This is a genomic window from Martinezella sp. CNPSo 3964 (genome assembly GCF_057784375.1).
Map to the genome: position 1 here is coordinate 190,129 of NZ_JBXSOW010000007.1, position 14,542 is coordinate 204,670.

General features: G+C 60.2%; 15 protein-coding genes. 6 read left to right on the forward strand and 9 right to left on the reverse strand.

Annotated features, from left to right (window positions below; translation table 11 throughout):
* Positions 1-79: 79 nt before the first annotated feature.
* Both AC13Q5_RS22075 and AC13Q5_RS22080 read right to left on the reverse strand, forming a co-directional pair.
* Positions 80-1,600, reverse strand: a complete 1,521-nt coding sequence (locus tag AC13Q5_RS22075) for a sensor histidine kinase (RefSeq protein WP_075855365.1) — start codon at positions 1,598-1,600, stop codon at positions 80-82.
* Positions 1,601-1,759: 159 nt separating this feature from the next.
* Complete coding sequence (locus AC13Q5_RS22080) at positions 1,760-3,727, reverse strand: methyl-accepting chemotaxis protein (protein WP_488503162.1); 1,968 nt, start codon at positions 3,725-3,727, stop codon at positions 1,760-1,762.
* 458 nt (positions 3,728-4,185) lie between these two features.
* Between AC13Q5_RS22080 and rpmH the strand changes: the two genes are divergently transcribed.
* Genes rpmH through yidC form a run of 3 tightly spaced genes read left to right on the forward strand, consistent with a single transcriptional unit; the run spans position 4,186 to position 6,552 of the window.
* Positions 4,186-4,320 (forward strand): 50S ribosomal protein L34, encoded by a 135-nt coding sequence (gene rpmH / locus AC13Q5_RS22085; protein WP_041677194.1) that lies wholly within the window; start codon positions 4,186-4,188, stop codon positions 4,318-4,320.
* Positions 4,321-4,345: 25 nt separating this feature from the next.
* Positions 4,346-4,747 (forward strand): ribonuclease P protein component, encoded by a 402-nt coding sequence (rnpA, locus tag AC13Q5_RS22090; protein WP_075855368.1) that lies wholly within the window; start codon positions 4,346-4,348, stop codon positions 4,745-4,747.
* Positions 4,744-6,552 (forward strand): membrane protein insertase YidC, encoded by a 1,809-nt coding sequence (gene yidC, locus AC13Q5_RS22095; RefSeq protein WP_488503163.1) that lies wholly within the window; start codon positions 4,744-4,746, stop codon positions 6,550-6,552. Before rnpA ends, yidC begins: the two co-directional genes overlap by 4 nt.
* A 90-nt stretch (positions 6,553-6,642) precedes the next feature.
* Here yidC and arsK read toward each other — a convergent pair whose 3' ends face one another.
* From arsK to AC13Q5_RS22115, 4 genes are read right to left on the reverse strand one after another with little or no spacing between them, the layout of a single operon-like run.
* Positions 6,643-7,854, reverse strand: coding sequence for an arsenite efflux MFS transporter ArsK (gene arsK, locus AC13Q5_RS22100; RefSeq protein ID WP_488503164.1), 1,212 nt, complete (start codon positions 7,852-7,854; stop codon positions 6,643-6,645).
* The gene (gene arsC, locus AC13Q5_RS22105) at positions 7,811-8,239 is read right to left on the reverse strand and encodes an arsenate reductase (glutaredoxin) (protein ID WP_457878761.1); all 429 of its coding nucleotides are present in this window, start codon (positions 8,237-8,239) and stop codon (positions 7,811-7,813) included. Before arsC ends, arsK begins: the two co-directional genes overlap by 44 nt.
* On the reverse strand, positions 8,236-8,937 hold the full coding sequence (locus AC13Q5_RS22110) for an aquaporin (protein ID WP_488503165.1): 702 nt from the start codon (positions 8,935-8,937) through the stop codon (positions 8,236-8,238). Before AC13Q5_RS22110 ends, arsC begins: the two co-directional genes overlap by 4 nt.
* A gap of 25 nt (positions 8,938-8,962) precedes the next feature.
* Positions 8,963-9,316 (reverse strand): ArsR/SmtB family transcription factor, encoded by a 354-nt coding sequence (locus AC13Q5_RS22115; protein ID WP_488503166.1) that lies wholly within the window; start codon positions 9,314-9,316, stop codon positions 8,963-8,965.
* Between the two features lie 42 nt (positions 9,317-9,358).
* Between AC13Q5_RS22115 and AC13Q5_RS22120 the strand changes: the two genes are divergently transcribed.
* Both AC13Q5_RS22120 and yihA read left to right on the forward strand, forming a co-directional pair.
* Positions 9,359-9,871 carry a DUF6428 family protein gene (locus AC13Q5_RS22120; protein ID WP_075855375.1) on the forward strand — a complete coding sequence of 171 codons (513 nt, stop codon included), beginning with the start codon at positions 9,359-9,361 and terminating at the stop codon, positions 9,869-9,871.
* A gap of 837 nt (positions 9,872-10,708) precedes the next feature.
* Positions 10,709-11,368: a ribosome biogenesis GTP-binding protein YihA/YsxC gene (gene yihA, locus AC13Q5_RS22125; protein WP_457878764.1), complete on the forward strand. Its 660-nt coding sequence runs from the start codon at positions 10,709-10,711 to the stop codon at positions 11,366-11,368.
* A 74-nt stretch (positions 11,369-11,442) separates the two neighbouring features.
* Here the strand turns inward: yihA and AC13Q5_RS22130 are convergent, their stop codons facing one another.
* From AC13Q5_RS22130 to AC13Q5_RS22140, 3 genes are all read right to left on the reverse strand, one after another.
* Positions 11,443-12,000 (reverse strand): fasciclin domain-containing protein, encoded by a 558-nt coding sequence (locus AC13Q5_RS22130; RefSeq protein ID WP_488503167.1) that lies wholly within the window; start codon positions 11,998-12,000, stop codon positions 11,443-11,445.
* Positions 12,001-12,109: 109 nt separating this feature from the next.
* A complete protein-coding gene (locus AC13Q5_RS22135) occupies positions 12,110-12,823 on the reverse strand; it encodes an anti-sigma factor (RefSeq protein ID WP_488503168.1) in 714 nt (237 codons plus the stop codon).
* On the reverse strand, positions 12,820-13,359 hold the full coding sequence (locus AC13Q5_RS22140) for a sigma-70 family RNA polymerase sigma factor (RefSeq protein ID WP_015338658.1): 540 nt from the start codon (positions 13,357-13,359) through the stop codon (positions 12,820-12,822). Before AC13Q5_RS22140 ends, AC13Q5_RS22135 begins: the two co-directional genes overlap by 4 nt.
* A 285-nt stretch (positions 13,360-13,644) precedes the next feature.
* Here AC13Q5_RS22140 and argB point away from each other — a divergent pair, with 285 nt between their 5' ends.
* Complete coding sequence (gene argB / locus AC13Q5_RS22145) at positions 13,645-14,532, forward strand: acetylglutamate kinase (protein ID WP_069611182.1); 888 nt, start codon at positions 13,645-13,647, stop codon at positions 14,530-14,532.
* The last annotated feature ends 10 nt before the right edge of the window (positions 14,533-14,542 follow it).

Below are 14,542 nucleotides of genomic sequence, written 5' to 3' on the forward strand. Positions count from 1 at the left end.
CTCCCTTGAGGGAATGCAAGTGGATTTCTGAAAAAGATCGCGATTTTCGTGCATATTGACGCCAAACGACTGAAAACAATCAGCTTTCTTGGAGGCTTCTGCTGCGGTAATCGTCGAGAGATACCGGGCGGTCGGGAATTTCGATGCGGAACTGCGTGCCGGCGGCCGGCTTTTCAACGAGCGCAATCGTTCCGCCATGGGCAAGGACGAGCTCACGGGCAATCGCCAGGCCAAGGCCGGTGCCGCCCGAACGAGCCGAGCCGCGGAAGGCCGTGAACAGGTTCTCCCTCGCCTTTTGCGGCATGCCGGGTCCGGTGTCATCGACGGTGATGCTGACGACGCTGCCGATTCGATGCGCCGACACAGTGATCCGCCTGACGCTATCGGGCTCCGCCTCGCCGAAAGCGATCAGCGCCTGATGGGCGTTGCGGCAGAGATTGTGGATGACGCGGAACAGCTGCTCGCTGTCGGCATCGACCTCCAGATCCGGGCTGAGCTGCTCGATGAATTCGATGCCGCTATCCGGATCGATCGCCAGAATATCGCGTACCTCCTCGATAAGCTCGAATATGCGAATCTTGCGCCGGCGAGGCGCCGACTCGGAAGTCTGGCCATAGGACAGGACCTCGGTCGTATAGCCGACGGCACGGTCGATGGTGCGCAGCAGCTTCGGAGCGAAGCGCTTGACCATCGGGTCATCGACATCGACCAGACGGTCCGACATCAGTTGCGCGGCCGAGAGGATATTGCGCATGTCATGATTGATCTTCGACACCGCCAGACCAAGCGCAGCCAGATTCTTCTGCTGCTTCAAGGTTTTCTGCAATTGCGACTGCATCGCGGCGAGATGCCGGCCAGCCACGGCCAGTTCGTCGCGTCCCTTCTCCGGCACAAGAACACGGCCGGGATCCTCCGGATCATCAGAATAGGCCTGCATGCTGTCCGTCAGCCGGCGGATGGGGCGGATCATCATGCGGTTGATCGCAAAGAAGATCAGCGTCGCGGTGAACAGGGAAATCAGGATCGAGACGAAGAACACGCTGACCGAATAGGCAAGCATCGCATTGCGCAGGCGGGTATCCTTCAGCACCACCTCGATACCGGTGTTGGCATCGCCGCCGACGGGGCCGAAGACGCGGATGATGCGATTGCCGCCGAACAGCAGCGTATCGAGCGCATCCTTGATCGCGGTCAGCTGGGACACATCGCTGAGATCGTATTTCTCGTCGACGGAGGCCGGCATTTCGGCCGTCGCCAGCAGGCGCGAGGTGCCGTCCTTGCGCAGAACGATGGCCCGCGTGCCCGTCGCCATCAGCGTTTCCTTCTGCAGGGCACGCGGCAGTTCCGCCGGCTGCAGGCCATCGATGACGATAGCAGCGGCAGCGGCGGTGTTCAGCCGATCTTCCAGCCAGCGCAGCCGCATATTGGCGACGGAGGGCACGAAAATCAGCACTTCCGCCAACGAAATGAAAACGACGGTGAGGATGAGAAGCTTGCCGGAAAGCCCGCCGAAGATGCCCGTCGGGCGGCAGAACTGGGACAGGCGGCCCTTCTCGACCTTGCCGTTCTTTACGGCGCCCTTGTCCTGCCCACTGTCCATTTCAATTGTCCCGCTTCGCCGCAAAGCGATCTGATGCGACCTGATCGAAACTACATAATAGGCGATTGTGGGCTTTTTTCCAATCGGCTCGGCATTTTGGCACAAGACAAAGGCCGGCGACGACGCTCAGGCGCCGTAACCAGCCTCATATTCGCGGGATCAGAACTCTTCCCAGCCCTGCGCCGCGGCAGCCGGCGCAAGCGCTCCACCACCAAAGGCAGTCGCGACCCTGTCGATCATGCGCCGCGCCGGCGAAGCAGTCGGACGATGCGTCTCGGCGCGCGCTGGAACCGGGGCGGGAGCGTGAACAGCATCGACCTTGAAGCGGGAGACGAGATGGACAAGGCCATCCGCCTCGGCCGCCAGTCGATGGGTCGCGGCCGATGTTTCCTCGACCATGGCGGCATTGCGCTGCGTGACCTCATCCATCTGGTTGACCGCGTTGTTCACTTCGGAGAGGCCCGTCGCCTGCTCACGCGCCGCCGTTGCGATCGAGTGGATGTGGTCGTTGATCTTGAGCACGCGCGCCTCGATGGACGACAGCGCCTCGCCAGTCGCCTGCACGAGCTTGACGCCGATCTGCACCTCACCGCCGGACTTGCCGATCAGGGCCTTGATATCCTTGGCGGCTGTCGCGGAGCGCTGGGCAAGCTCGCGCACTTCCTGCGCAACAACGGCGAAACCCTTGCCCGCCTCGCCGGCGCGGGCTGCTTCAACACCTGCATTCAGCGCCAGAAGATTGGTCTGGAAGGCGATGTCGTCGATCACGCCGATGATCTGGCTGATCTCGCCGGACGCCTGCTCGATCCGCCCCATGGCATCGATGGCATTGCGAACGACCGTACCGGAACGTGCTGCATCGTCCTTGGCTTCGCTCACCATGACACTGGCTTCGCGCGCCCGCTCCGTGGAATTCTGGACGACGGACGTGATCTCGTCGAGCGCTGCCGAAGTCTCCTCAAGAGCGGCCGCCTGCTGTTCCGTGCGCTTGGACAGGTCGTCGCTGGCGTGACGCAGCTCATTGGTGTTGGAGTTGATCGAACCCGTGGTCTCGCGCACTTCGCTCATCGTGCTCTTCAGCGTTGAGAGCGTCGCATTGACGTTCTGCTGCAGTTCGGCAAAGGCACCCTGGAATTCGCCCTTCATTGCCTGGGTCAGATCACCGTCCGCCAGGCTTGCTATGACACGGCGGACCTCGCCGATCCCAGTGTCAACGCTGATCAGGAGCTCGTTGACGTTGCGCGCGAAGCGGTTGAGATTGACGTCGCCATAGTCCTTCTCGATGCGCTGGCTGAAATCGCCGGCTGCCGCGGCAGAGACTGCCAGAGACATGCTCGACTGAAGCTCGTCGCTCTTGGCGCGCATGGCCGTTTCCTCGGCGTTCATGCGGCGCACGGCATTGCCATTTTCCTTGAAGACGTCGACGGCTGCCGCCATCTCGCCGATTTCATCCCGACGGCCGGCAAACGGCACCTCGATATCGAAATGGCCATCGGCGACATTCTTTATCGCATCAGTCACCTTGCGGATGGGGCGGCTCAGATGGACGGTTCCGATATAGGCGCCAAGGCCGACGCCCGCCACGATACCGGCGATCATGATGCCGAGGACGACCCACAGGACATTGCTGTGGAAGGTTGCGATCTCGGTCTCGGCCTTCGCGAGTTCCGCCTTGTCGGTCTCGACGACCGCATCGATCTCAGCCTGGAAGGCCTTGCGGTTGGCGCGGTTCGCCTCGTTGTTACCCTGCTTGCCGGCGGCATCCGGGCCGTCGGTCACGCCAAGCCTGGCCGTTTCCGTGCGAAAGACGCGAAATTCCTGGGCACGGGCCTGCAGCTTGGCGAATTCCGGCTTCTGTGTATCCGGCACCAGAGGCGCCCAGCTCGTCAGCACCTTGTCGATTTCATCGAGATCGGCCATCAGCCCATCGGCAAAGGGTTTGGAATCCTTTGCCGCGGCTGCGGCATATATGCCGCGCGCTTCCATGACCACGGCGGTCACATAGCGATTCAGGCGCTCGCCCATGTAAGCGCGGCTCGCCGTCTGCTCGTAGCTCTGTAATTTCTGGTCATATTGATGCAACGCATAGAGGGCAGTAGCGCCAATCAGAAGCGCTGCCCCAGCCATGACAGATACAAGCAGATTTATTTTGCCGCGAATTTTCACAATACCCCTCCGGCGCAGATCCCATCCCCCATAAATCGATGGGTTTTACGACATAGAGCTAGATATCGGCTAAAATCATTAATGTTATATTGAAGTATTTTTAATCTAAACATACGACATTCTTCACTATACTTCCCATATATTTTAGAAGATTCGCAATCTATATTTAAGGTTGCACGCACATTTCGCCGGTCACTGCCACCAAATGACGCGCCGCCGACACCAACAGCGTGAATTTGCCGGAAAACAAGGAATCTGCGCCGCTATAATTGACTTCCGGGGCCTTGATCCGTATAAGCCCGCGCACGTCCGGTCATGGAGCCTGCATTTGCGGGCCAAGTCCGTTCGCCATAATCAACAACGCTCCTTGCTATTGAAGCAAAGCTCAAGAAGGGCCGCACTCCGCGGTGTTTAAATAAATGAAGCGTACCTACCAACCATCCAAGCTTGTCCGCAAGCGTCGCCACGGCTTCCGTGCGCGCATGGCCACCAAGGGCGGCCGCGCAGTTCTTTCTGCTCGCCGTAACCGCGGCCGCAAGCGTCTTTCGGCCTAAGGGCCGAAGTGCCCGATAATCCAGGATGGCGGGCAAATTGACGAATGAACGACCAAAAAAGACTGTCGGGCGGCTGAAAAGCCGGCCGCAGTTTCTTGCAGTCCGCGAAGGCGAGAAGCGCAGAGGCGGCTTCTTCCTCATTGAGGTGCTGGACCGCAAGCTTGCCGACGCCGACCCCCGCGTTGGATTTACCGTCACCAAAAAACACGGCAACGCGGTGGAGCGCAACCGCATGCGGCGCAGGCTGAAAGAAGCCGTGCGGCTTCATGCAGGGTTTGCAATGCAGCCCGGACACGACTATGTGGTTGTCGCGCGGCGCGATGTGCTGACCGCTCCTTTCGAAAAACTGGCAAGCGAACTCGTAAGCCGCGTCGAAACCAGGCCGAAACATCGGCGGTCGGAAAACGACCGCTCCAGGAAAGTATGATGGAAAACAACCGCAATTACTTCATAGCAATTGCACTGTCTGTGCTGATTGTTCTCGGCTGGCAGTTTTTCTACATGAACCCGCGCCTTGAAGCGCAGCGCCAGGCCGAGCAGGCTGCCAAGGCCCACCAGCAGGCGCAGCAGACCCAGACGACGCAGTCGCCCGTAGCAGCGGGTGCCGCGGTGAACGGCTCGTTGCCGGCAGGCGGTCAGACGGCGCCGGCGGTCCTCACCCTCGAGCAGTCGGTCGCCAAGACCGCTTCGTCGCGCGTCATCATCGACACGCCCGCGCTTGCCGGCTCCATCAATCTGGAAGGCGCGCGTTTCGACGACCTCCAGCTCAAGGCCTATCACGAGACCGTCGACAAAAGCAGCCCGATCATCACGCTGTTCAGCCCGGCCGACACCAAGAACGGCTACTTTACGGAACTCGGCTATGTCGGCAGCGATGCCACGGGTTCCGTTCCCGGACCTTCGACGGTGTGGAAGCTCGCAAGCGGCGACAAGCTGACCGACAAGACGCCGGTGACGCTGTCCTATACCAACGACAAGGGCATCACCTTCAGCCGCACGATCTCGGTCGACGATCGCTACATGTTCACGATCACCGACAAGATCGCCAACGCCGGCCAGGCTCCGGTTTCGCTGTCGAGCTACGGCCGCGTCACACGCTACAACAAGCCTGAAACGCCATCTGCCTACGTTCTGCACGAAGGTTTCATCGGCGTTATCGGCGACGATGGCCTGATCGAGACCAAATATGCGTCTACCGAAAAGGAAGCCACGACGCCTGCCAAGGCGACCGGCGGCTGGCTCGGCATGACCGACAAGTACTGGGCTGCAACCATCGTGCCGCCACAGTCGACGGCGTATGACGCACGTTTCTCGCACTTCACCGATGGCACGCCGCGCTATCAGGCCGATTACAAGCAGGATGCCGTCACTATTGCTCCCGGCCAGTCGCAGGATCTGAAGAACCTGGTCTTCGCCGGCGCCAAGGAAGTTCCGGTCATCGACCGCTATGAGACGAGCTATTCGATCCCGCGCTTCGATCGCCTGATCGACTGGGGCTGGTTCTATTTCATCACCAAGCCGATGTTCAAGCTGATGGACTTCTTCTTCCGCTACTTCGGCAACTTCGGCGTCGCCATCCTCTGCACGACCATCGTCGTCAAGGCGCTCTTCTTCCCGCTCGCCAGCCGGCAATATGCCTCGATGGCGAACATGAAGCGCATGCAGCCGAAGATGGAAGAACTCAAAGCCAAGTTCGGCGACGACCGAATGGGGCTGCAGCAGGCGACGATGCAGCTTTACAAGGAAGAGAAGATCAACCCGATCGCCGGCTGCTGGCCGGTGCTCTTGCAGATCCCGATCTTCTTCTCGCTCTACAAGGTGATCTACATCACCATCGAGATGCGCCACGCGCCGTTCTTCGGCTGGATCCAGGACCTCTCCGCGCCGGATCCGACCTCGATCGTCAATCTCTTCGGCCTGCTGCCGTTTGCGGCTCCGACCTTCCTGCATCTCGGCGTCTGGCCGCTGATCATGGGCGTCACCATGTTCTTCCAGATGCGCATGAACCCGACGCCGCCGGACCCGACCCAGGCGATGATCTTCAACTGGATGCCACTGGTGTTCATGTTCATGCTGGCGAGCTTCCCGGCCGGCCTCGTGATCTACTGGGCCTGGAACAACACGCTCTCGGTCATTCAGCAGTCGATCATCATGAAGCGCCATGGCGTGAAGGTGGAACTCTTCGACAATCTGAAGGGCCTCTTCAAACGAAAACCGGCACCATCGAAATGACGACAAAAGCCCCGCTCCGGCGGGGCTTTTCTTTTGTGGCGACAGGTGCCATCGGCGTGAACTCCGGCACCGATGTGCCGCCAACAACGGTCATCGCAATGCTGCGATGGAAGATAGAGCAGCGATGGAAAGCCCACCCAGAGCGGCCGTGATGACGAGTGACGGCGTGATGCCGATATTCTCCATCGCGAAGGCCAGGACGAACGGGGCGAGAGCTGAAAGGATCAGCCGTGCCGCCATCATCTTCCCCTGTAGCTTTCCGTCGGCATCGCTGCCGAAAAGATGCAGAGGCAGCGTGCCGGTGACGATGCTCAGGAGGCCGTTGCCCATACCGAAGATCATCGCGAAGGCCATGGCGCCGGGTACGGAGGGAGCAGAAAACAGAAGCACGAGCACTCCGCCCGGGATCAGCATCGAGGCGATCACGGCCAGATGGAGTGCGGGCAGGTTCTTGCCGAACACCATGTTGATGAGGCGGCTGCCGACCTGCGACGGACCGAAGAGTGTCCCCACGAGAGCGGCGGTCGCGCCGAGGCCGAGACCGGACAGCAGTGGAACCAAATGCACCAGAATGGCCGAACTGACGAGCGACATCAGCGAAAAACCCATAACCATGACCGCAAAGCCAAGGCGACGGCGAGCAGGTGGCAACACACCCTCGACGCGCGGAGCTATGCTCGATGCCTTCGCCTCGTGCATAGTTCCCTGACGCACCAGCCACGCGTGGATTGGCAGGCAGATACAGAGGTTGAGGACGGCGAAAACCAAATAGACGTTCTGCCATGCGAGATGCGAATGGAGTGTCGTGGTTACCGGCCAGAAGATTGTCGAGGCGAATCCGCCGATCAGCGTCAGATAGGTGATGCTGCGGGAGGCGACCTGCGGTCGGATTTGCACGAGCAACGCAAAGGCCGCGCCATACTGGACCAGATTGGCGGAAGCCTCGATCGCAACAAGTGCTGCGATATAAGCTGCCTTGTTGGGCGCAAAGGCACAGGCGGCCAAAGCGGCTGCCGCCGCGAAGGAGCCGATCGTCATCACCCGGGCGGCTCCGATCCTGTCGAAAAGCACGCCTAGCCACGGTGCGGTGAGGCCGCCTATCAGAAGCGCGAACGACAGCGCGCCGAAAACCCATTCGCTCGACCATGCGAACTGCGCGACCATATCGGGTGCGAGGATGCTGAAGCTGTAATAGAGAGTGCCGTACCCGATGATCTGCGTGACACCGAGCGCGAGCACGGCAAGAAGGGGCACCCGTTCAGACAAGGCGCTTGCCGTCAGCGTCGAGGACCTGCTCGCCATCTTCTTTGGCGAACGGGCCTTTATGCGTATCGGGCAGGATATCCAGGACGACTTCCGAAGGCCGGGCAAGACGCGTGCCCATGGGCGTTACGACGAACGGGCGGTTGATCAGGATCGGATCCTTCAACATGGCATCGAGCAACTGGGCATCGGTCAAGTCCGGATTGTCGAGGCCGAGCTCGACGTAGGGCGTGCCCTTTTCACGGATCGCCTGCCGGACAGTCAAACCCGCCTTGGCAATCATCTTGATGAGGTCATCGCGACTTGGCGGATTGCTCAGATATTCGATGACGGTCGGCTCGATACCGGCATTGCGGATCATCGCCAGCGTGTTGCGCGAGGTGCCGCAGTCGGGATTGTGGTAGATCGTAACATCCATGGTCATGGGATGGCTTCCGTTTCAGCGAGAGTTTGAGGATTACGGACTTCCAACAGCAGCCAGTTCGCAAGCATCAGTGCCAACACTGCGCCCAGGATTTCCGCGACGATAAAACCCGGCAGATCGACAGGACGGATGCCGGCGAAGGTGTTCGTCAGCGAGCGGGCGATTGCGACAGCCGGATTGGCAAAGGAGGTGGAAGCGGTAAACCAGTATGCGGCCGTTATGTAGAGGCCTACCAGCCATGACACGGCGTCGGCGCGAAACCGCAAGCCGGCGAGGATGACGAAGACAAGGCCGAAGGTGGCCGTCACCTCGGCCAACCATTGCGCGCCGCCGCTGCGAATGGTCGTCGAAGCCTGCAACAAAGGCAGTTCGAACATGGCATGCGCGAGGAGTGTTCCGGCAATGCCGCCGAGGATCTGCGCGACGATATAGCCCAGAGCCGACATCGCGGTCAGCTCGCGGCGCAGCGTGAAGACCAGCGATACGACCGGATTGAAGTGAGCGCCGGATATCGGCCCGAGGACGATGATCAGCACGACAAGGATCGCGCCGGTAGGCAGCGTATTGGCGAGCAGCGCAAGCGCAATATCGGTCGTCAGCCTGTGCGCCATGATGCCTGAACCGACGACCGCCGTGACCAGAAGGCCCGTGCCCAAGGCCTCCGAGACAAGGCGGCGCGAAAGCGGAAACGATGTCATGGCTTCAGGCCCCGGATCAGCATATTCATGGAACACTTCTCGCAGCTGGTACGCAGCAGGCAGCGACTTGCGCCGCCGGCGCGCAGACCTCCGGATGCCCCGCGCAGCAGTCTTCCATCAGGAAGCGGACGAGACCTCCGAGCGCATCGTAATTGGCGGTGTAGACGATAGAGCGAGATTCCCGCTGCTGGCCAATGAGGCCGGCCCGATCCAGTTCCTTCAGATGGAACGAAACATTCGAGGGTGATACCTCGAGCTTCTCCGCAATCACGCCCGCAGCCATGCCATCAGGACCGGCAACGACGAGCATGCGGACGATCTGCAGGCGGGTCTCCTGAGAGAGTGCACCGAACGAAGCGAGGGCTTGACCTTCATCCATATTTCAATAATCCTTGAAATGTTGAAATATGGAGTACATCAAATGAATGCGATCGACAAGACCCTGGCTTCGGATATCAACCTCGGCCTTCTGCTTGAGACTTTGGCCGCTGCCCGCGATCTGCCCCTTGTATTCCGCTATGACGGTCGGCCGGTAAGGCCGGGCTATCATGTCACAGAAGTTAAGGCCGGGCAGTTTTCGGCATTGGACTGCGGGGCCAACCCGGAAGCATGGGCTGAGATTTTCGTGCAGCTTTGGGATATCGAGGAAGGCAACCGCACGCATATGCCGGCGGGCAAATTCGCCGCTATCATCCGCAAAGTTTCCGAGCACGTGCAGCTCGACGGCTCCGCGAGGCTGACCTTTGAGGTGAGCGACGGGGTGCAGCCGATGCAGCTCTACTGCGCATCAACTCCTGTTATCGGCGACGATGCCGTCTATGTCGAGCTCATTGCCCGCGCAGCCAGCTGCAAGCCACGCGACCGGTGGCTGGCAGAACAGACCCAAGCGGCAGCCTGCTGTGGATCAGCGAATGCTGCCAAGTGCTGCGGCTAGTCATTACCGACTCCTTGGCCGACACCGAAGCTCGGCGGCATGAAGCGTCATGGCTTGAAGGTGGAGCTCTTCGACAATTTGAGGGGCCTCTTCAAACGAAAACCGGCGCCATCGAAATGACGAAAAAAGCACGCTTCGGCGAGGCTTTTCTTTGTGATTGATATTTCGATGCGAGCGGGCTGGGTACGCCGCGGTCTTCTCAGCTCGTGCGCTCAGATGCGAGATGCTGACGGAAGAGTTCGAGGACATCCGCATCAAACGTCTTGTGGAAAGCGGCCCTGTCAAATCCCGCCTGACCGTGCAGATCTCAGGCTGCGGCATCGAGCCTTAGCACGACTTGCGCGGCGCCGTGGTGCAGCAATTGCGGATTTTACAGGATCACCATGGCTGCGGATGAAAATTCCGGTCTAGGTCGACCGCCTGGGAAATTTCAGCCGCGCAGAGTCGGGTAATTCCATCGCCCCGCTAACAAGCTGCGGGCATCGGCGAGAATCTGCCTGTACTCAGGCTTGAACGGAGCAGTAAGCTGCTTCTCGATATCCCCGAGCAAACCGTTCAATACCGCGCATTCGGCAGGGCTCTCGAAACATGATTCATCGGGAGTGTGTGTCCCCTTCGGATCGGACCAACGAGAGAGAAGCTCGAATAGAACGACGGCTTCCTTCGCATCGAGGCATATTTCTACGACATCGTCGTCTTTCGTGGGATCTTGCTCCATCTGCGCAGCATGACAGGGTACGTGCAGGTCCGCAACGTGTCACACACATCGATCAAAACTTGACTTTCATGGGCAAAACCCCGAAGCCAGATCATCAAACCAAGCAAAAGACCGGGCAAATGGCAGACCAGACGACAAAAGACGACAAGCCGCTTTTCGGGCGTCCGTGGATCTTCATCCGCGGTGTGCCGTCGATGAAATTTCTGCCGCCGGAAGGGCCGCCGGAAATCGCTTTTGCCGGCCGCTCCAATGTCGGCAAGTCGTCGCTGATCAATGCTCTGGTCGGACACAAGGGGCTGGCGCGGACCTCGAATACGCCGGGGCGCACGCAGGAGCTCAACTATTTCGTTCCCGACGGTTTTTCCGGCGAGGGTGGCGATCTGCCGCCGATGGCGCTGGTCGACATGCCTGGCTACGGCTATGCCGAAGCACCCAAGGATCAGGTCGATGCCTGGACGAAGCTGGTCTTCGACTATCTGCGCGGACGCACGACGCTGAAGCGCGTCTATGTGCTGATCGACAGCCGCCACGGCATCAAGAAGAACGATGCAGACGTGCTGGATCTGCTCGACAAGGCCGCCGTTTCCTATCAGATCGTGCTTACGAAGACCGACAAGATCAAGGAGGCGGGCATACCGAAGCTGCTCGCCGATACCGCCGAAAAAATCCGCAAGCGCCCGGCCGCCTATCCCGGCATCCTCGCCACCTCCTCGGAAAAAGGCGTGGGACTTCAGGAATTGCGCGAGGCCATCGGGCTGACGGTCGGCATCCAGGTCTGAGGACCGCTCCGATACAATGAGGCCGCCGCCCCCGACCCCGCGTAAGGCGACGGCGGCCGTGTTGCCGCTAAGGATTACATCTTCGGCAACAACACCTTGTCGACCACATGGATCACGCCGTTCGACTGCTTGACGTCGGCGATTGTGATATGGGCGGTGCCGCCGGCCTCATCGGTCAGCGTCAGCTTGCCGCCCTTGTCCATGGCCTTGATGGTACAGCCGCCGACCGTTTTCAGATCGTATTCGCCGCCCTTGCTCATCGCCCACTTCTTGATGGCGGCGGCCAAGTCATCACCGGCCACGACATGGCAAGTCAGGATCTTGACCAGCTTTTCCTTGTTTTCCGGCTTCAGCAGCGTTTCCACCGTACCGGCCGGCAGCTGCTTGAAGGCTTCGTTGGTCGGTGCGAAGACGGTGAAAGGGCCTTTGCCCTCAAGGGTATCGACGAGACCGGCCGCCTTCACGGCCGCGACCAGTGTCGTGTGATCCTTGGAATTCACGGCATTCTGGATGATGTTCTTGCTGGCGTACATCGCGGCACCACCCACCATCGGGTCCTTGGCGTAGGCGAGGCTGCTTGCAGCGGGCAGCATCGCGGCGATGGCGGCAATGCGAAACACGGTCTTGATCATAACGTCTCCTCTTCCTCTCTGTTGCCCCGCTCGGGCGGGGTCGGAAGAGGATACGGAGCGCGCCGACGATAAGTTTCAGCCGCCAGCAGCTTTTATGAGACGCAGTCCCTCAGGGCAGATGGATCGTGCCGGAGGCAACCACATCGCCCGTGGGCTTGCCGGTCGGCGAGCCGCCAAAGGGCTCGACGCTGACGGCGATGATCGCGCCTTCCGTCAATTTGGCGTGAAGCTCCGGCGACAGGACGATTTCGCCATCGCCAGTCGGTGGCAGGATGCCCAGCGCCTCGGCGGGATCGCTGCCGCGAATCAGCCAGAGCTCCAGCGATTTCTCCTCGGGCTTGCCGGCGGCGACCGGCGTAATTTTCAGACGCCCGTTGGCGACGTCGTAGTTGGCGAGGAGATTGAAGGGACTGTTCTGGCCGGAAAGAGACGCGGTGAGCTGCTTGCCGGGGGTTGTGCGCAAGCCGCCTTCGTTCGTGATGGCGAAGACGAGTACGCCGGCCGCCAAAAACAGCGAGCCGAAGGCGACGGAACGCCAGAGCATCAGCGAATTCCAGAGATGGGCACCGAGTGCCACTTCGCCGAAAATCCGCTTTTCGATCTTTGGATAGACCGAAGGGGATGGCGTCGCCGCTTCGTATTCCTCGTTGAATTCCGAGAGGTTCTGCTCCCAGCGGCTGACGATGGCGGCAAACTGGCGGTCGTTGCGCATGCGGCGCTCGACCTTTTGCCGGTCCTCCAAGGAAAGCACGCCAAGCACATATTCTCCGGCCAGGACTTCGTCGCGGGAGCGGCCTCCCTTGCTTTGATCGGGCGTACTCATCGGTCCATGCACTCTCTCAGTCTAATCAGGCTTCGGCGCAGCCACGTGCGCATAGTGTTCAGTGGCACAGCGTGTTGGTCGGCGAGCTCCTGATAGCTCAAGCCCTCGACATAGGCGCTGCGAACTGCCCGCGCGCGATCAGCTTCCAACTCTTCCATGCACCTGTCAATCCGCCTCCCCTCTCCCTTCACGATTGCTTGTTCTTCGGGGCCGGGTTCCAGGTCGGCGAGATCGTAAGCGCTGTCTATTTCGTCGGCTACAGGCTTGCGCGCGCGGATGAAATCGATGGCGCGGTTGCGTGCGATCGTCATCAACCAGGCCATTGCCGGCCCTTCCGCGACAGCAAATTGCTCGGCCCGCTGCCAGACCTTGATATAGACCTCCTGCAAAACCTCTTCCGCATCCGCCTTGTTGCCAACGATACGCAGGCAAACACCGAGGAGTTTCGGGCTGGTACGCTTGTAGAGCGCGGCAAAGGCTTTCTGATCGCGCATGGCGATGCGGCCGATCAGCGCTTCCGTCTCCTCGCTCGCCATCCAAATCCCCGGGGTGCGATGCCTGCACCATCTTTAGAAGAAAACTTCGCTTCGGCAAACGTGTCCGCACCATCAATTTCGGCGACGCTAATGTGACATAGCGTCAACTAAGGCGCAGCGCGATCTTTCAGATCCGCTTTTCGCGCTTTAGGTATTTGATTTTGCGTATGTCGTAGTCGCAAAACCGCTGCGCACGTTTGCGCGGCATGTTTTAATCCCGAGATCATTATTCCCTCTGTCAAAAACTTGAGATAAAAGGCCGCGATCAATTTCGAAGGGTGCACCATGTCCGAAGCCCAAAGCGAACTCCAAGCCAACCTGCTCGCACAGGCGCTGCCCTACATGCAGCGTTACGAAAACAAGACCATCGTCGTGAAATACGGTGGCCATGCCATGGGCAATGTCGAACTCGGCAAGGCCTTTGCCGCCGATATCGCCCTGTTGAAGCAATCGGGCGTCAATCCGATCGTCGTTCACGGCGGCGGCCCGCAGATCGGCGCCATGCTGACGAAGATGGGCATCGAATCGAAGTTCGAAGGCGGCCTGCGCGTCACCGACCAGAAGACGGTCGAGATCGTCGAAATGGTGCTCGCCGGCTCGATCAACAAGGAAATCGTCGCGCTGATCAACCAGACCGGCGAATGGGCGATCGGCCTTTGCGGCAAGGACGGCAACATGGTCTTCGCCGAAAAGGCGCACAAGACCATCAAGGACCCGGATTCGAACATCGAGCGCGTGCTCGACCTCGGTTTCGTCGGTGAAGTGGTCGAAGTCGACCGCACGCTGCTCGACCTGCTCGCCAAGTCCGAGATGATCCCGGTCATCGCCCCGGTCGCCCCCGGCCGCGACGGCGCGACCTACAACATCAACGCCGACACCTTTGCCGGCGCCATCGCCGGCGCGCTCTCCGCCACACGCCTGCTCTTCCTGACGGATGTTCCCGGCGTTCTCGACAAGCAGGGTCAGCTCATCAAGGAACTTTCCGTCGCCCAGGCCCACGCGCTGATCGCCGACGGCACCATTTCCGGCGGCATGATCCCGAAGGTCGAAACCTGCATCGACGCCATCAAGGCAGGTGTTCAGGGCGTCGTCATCCTCAACGGCAAGACGGCCCATTCGGTGCTGCTCGAAATCTTCACCGAGCGTGGCGCCGGCACGCTGATCGTCCCGTAAGGGCGGCGTC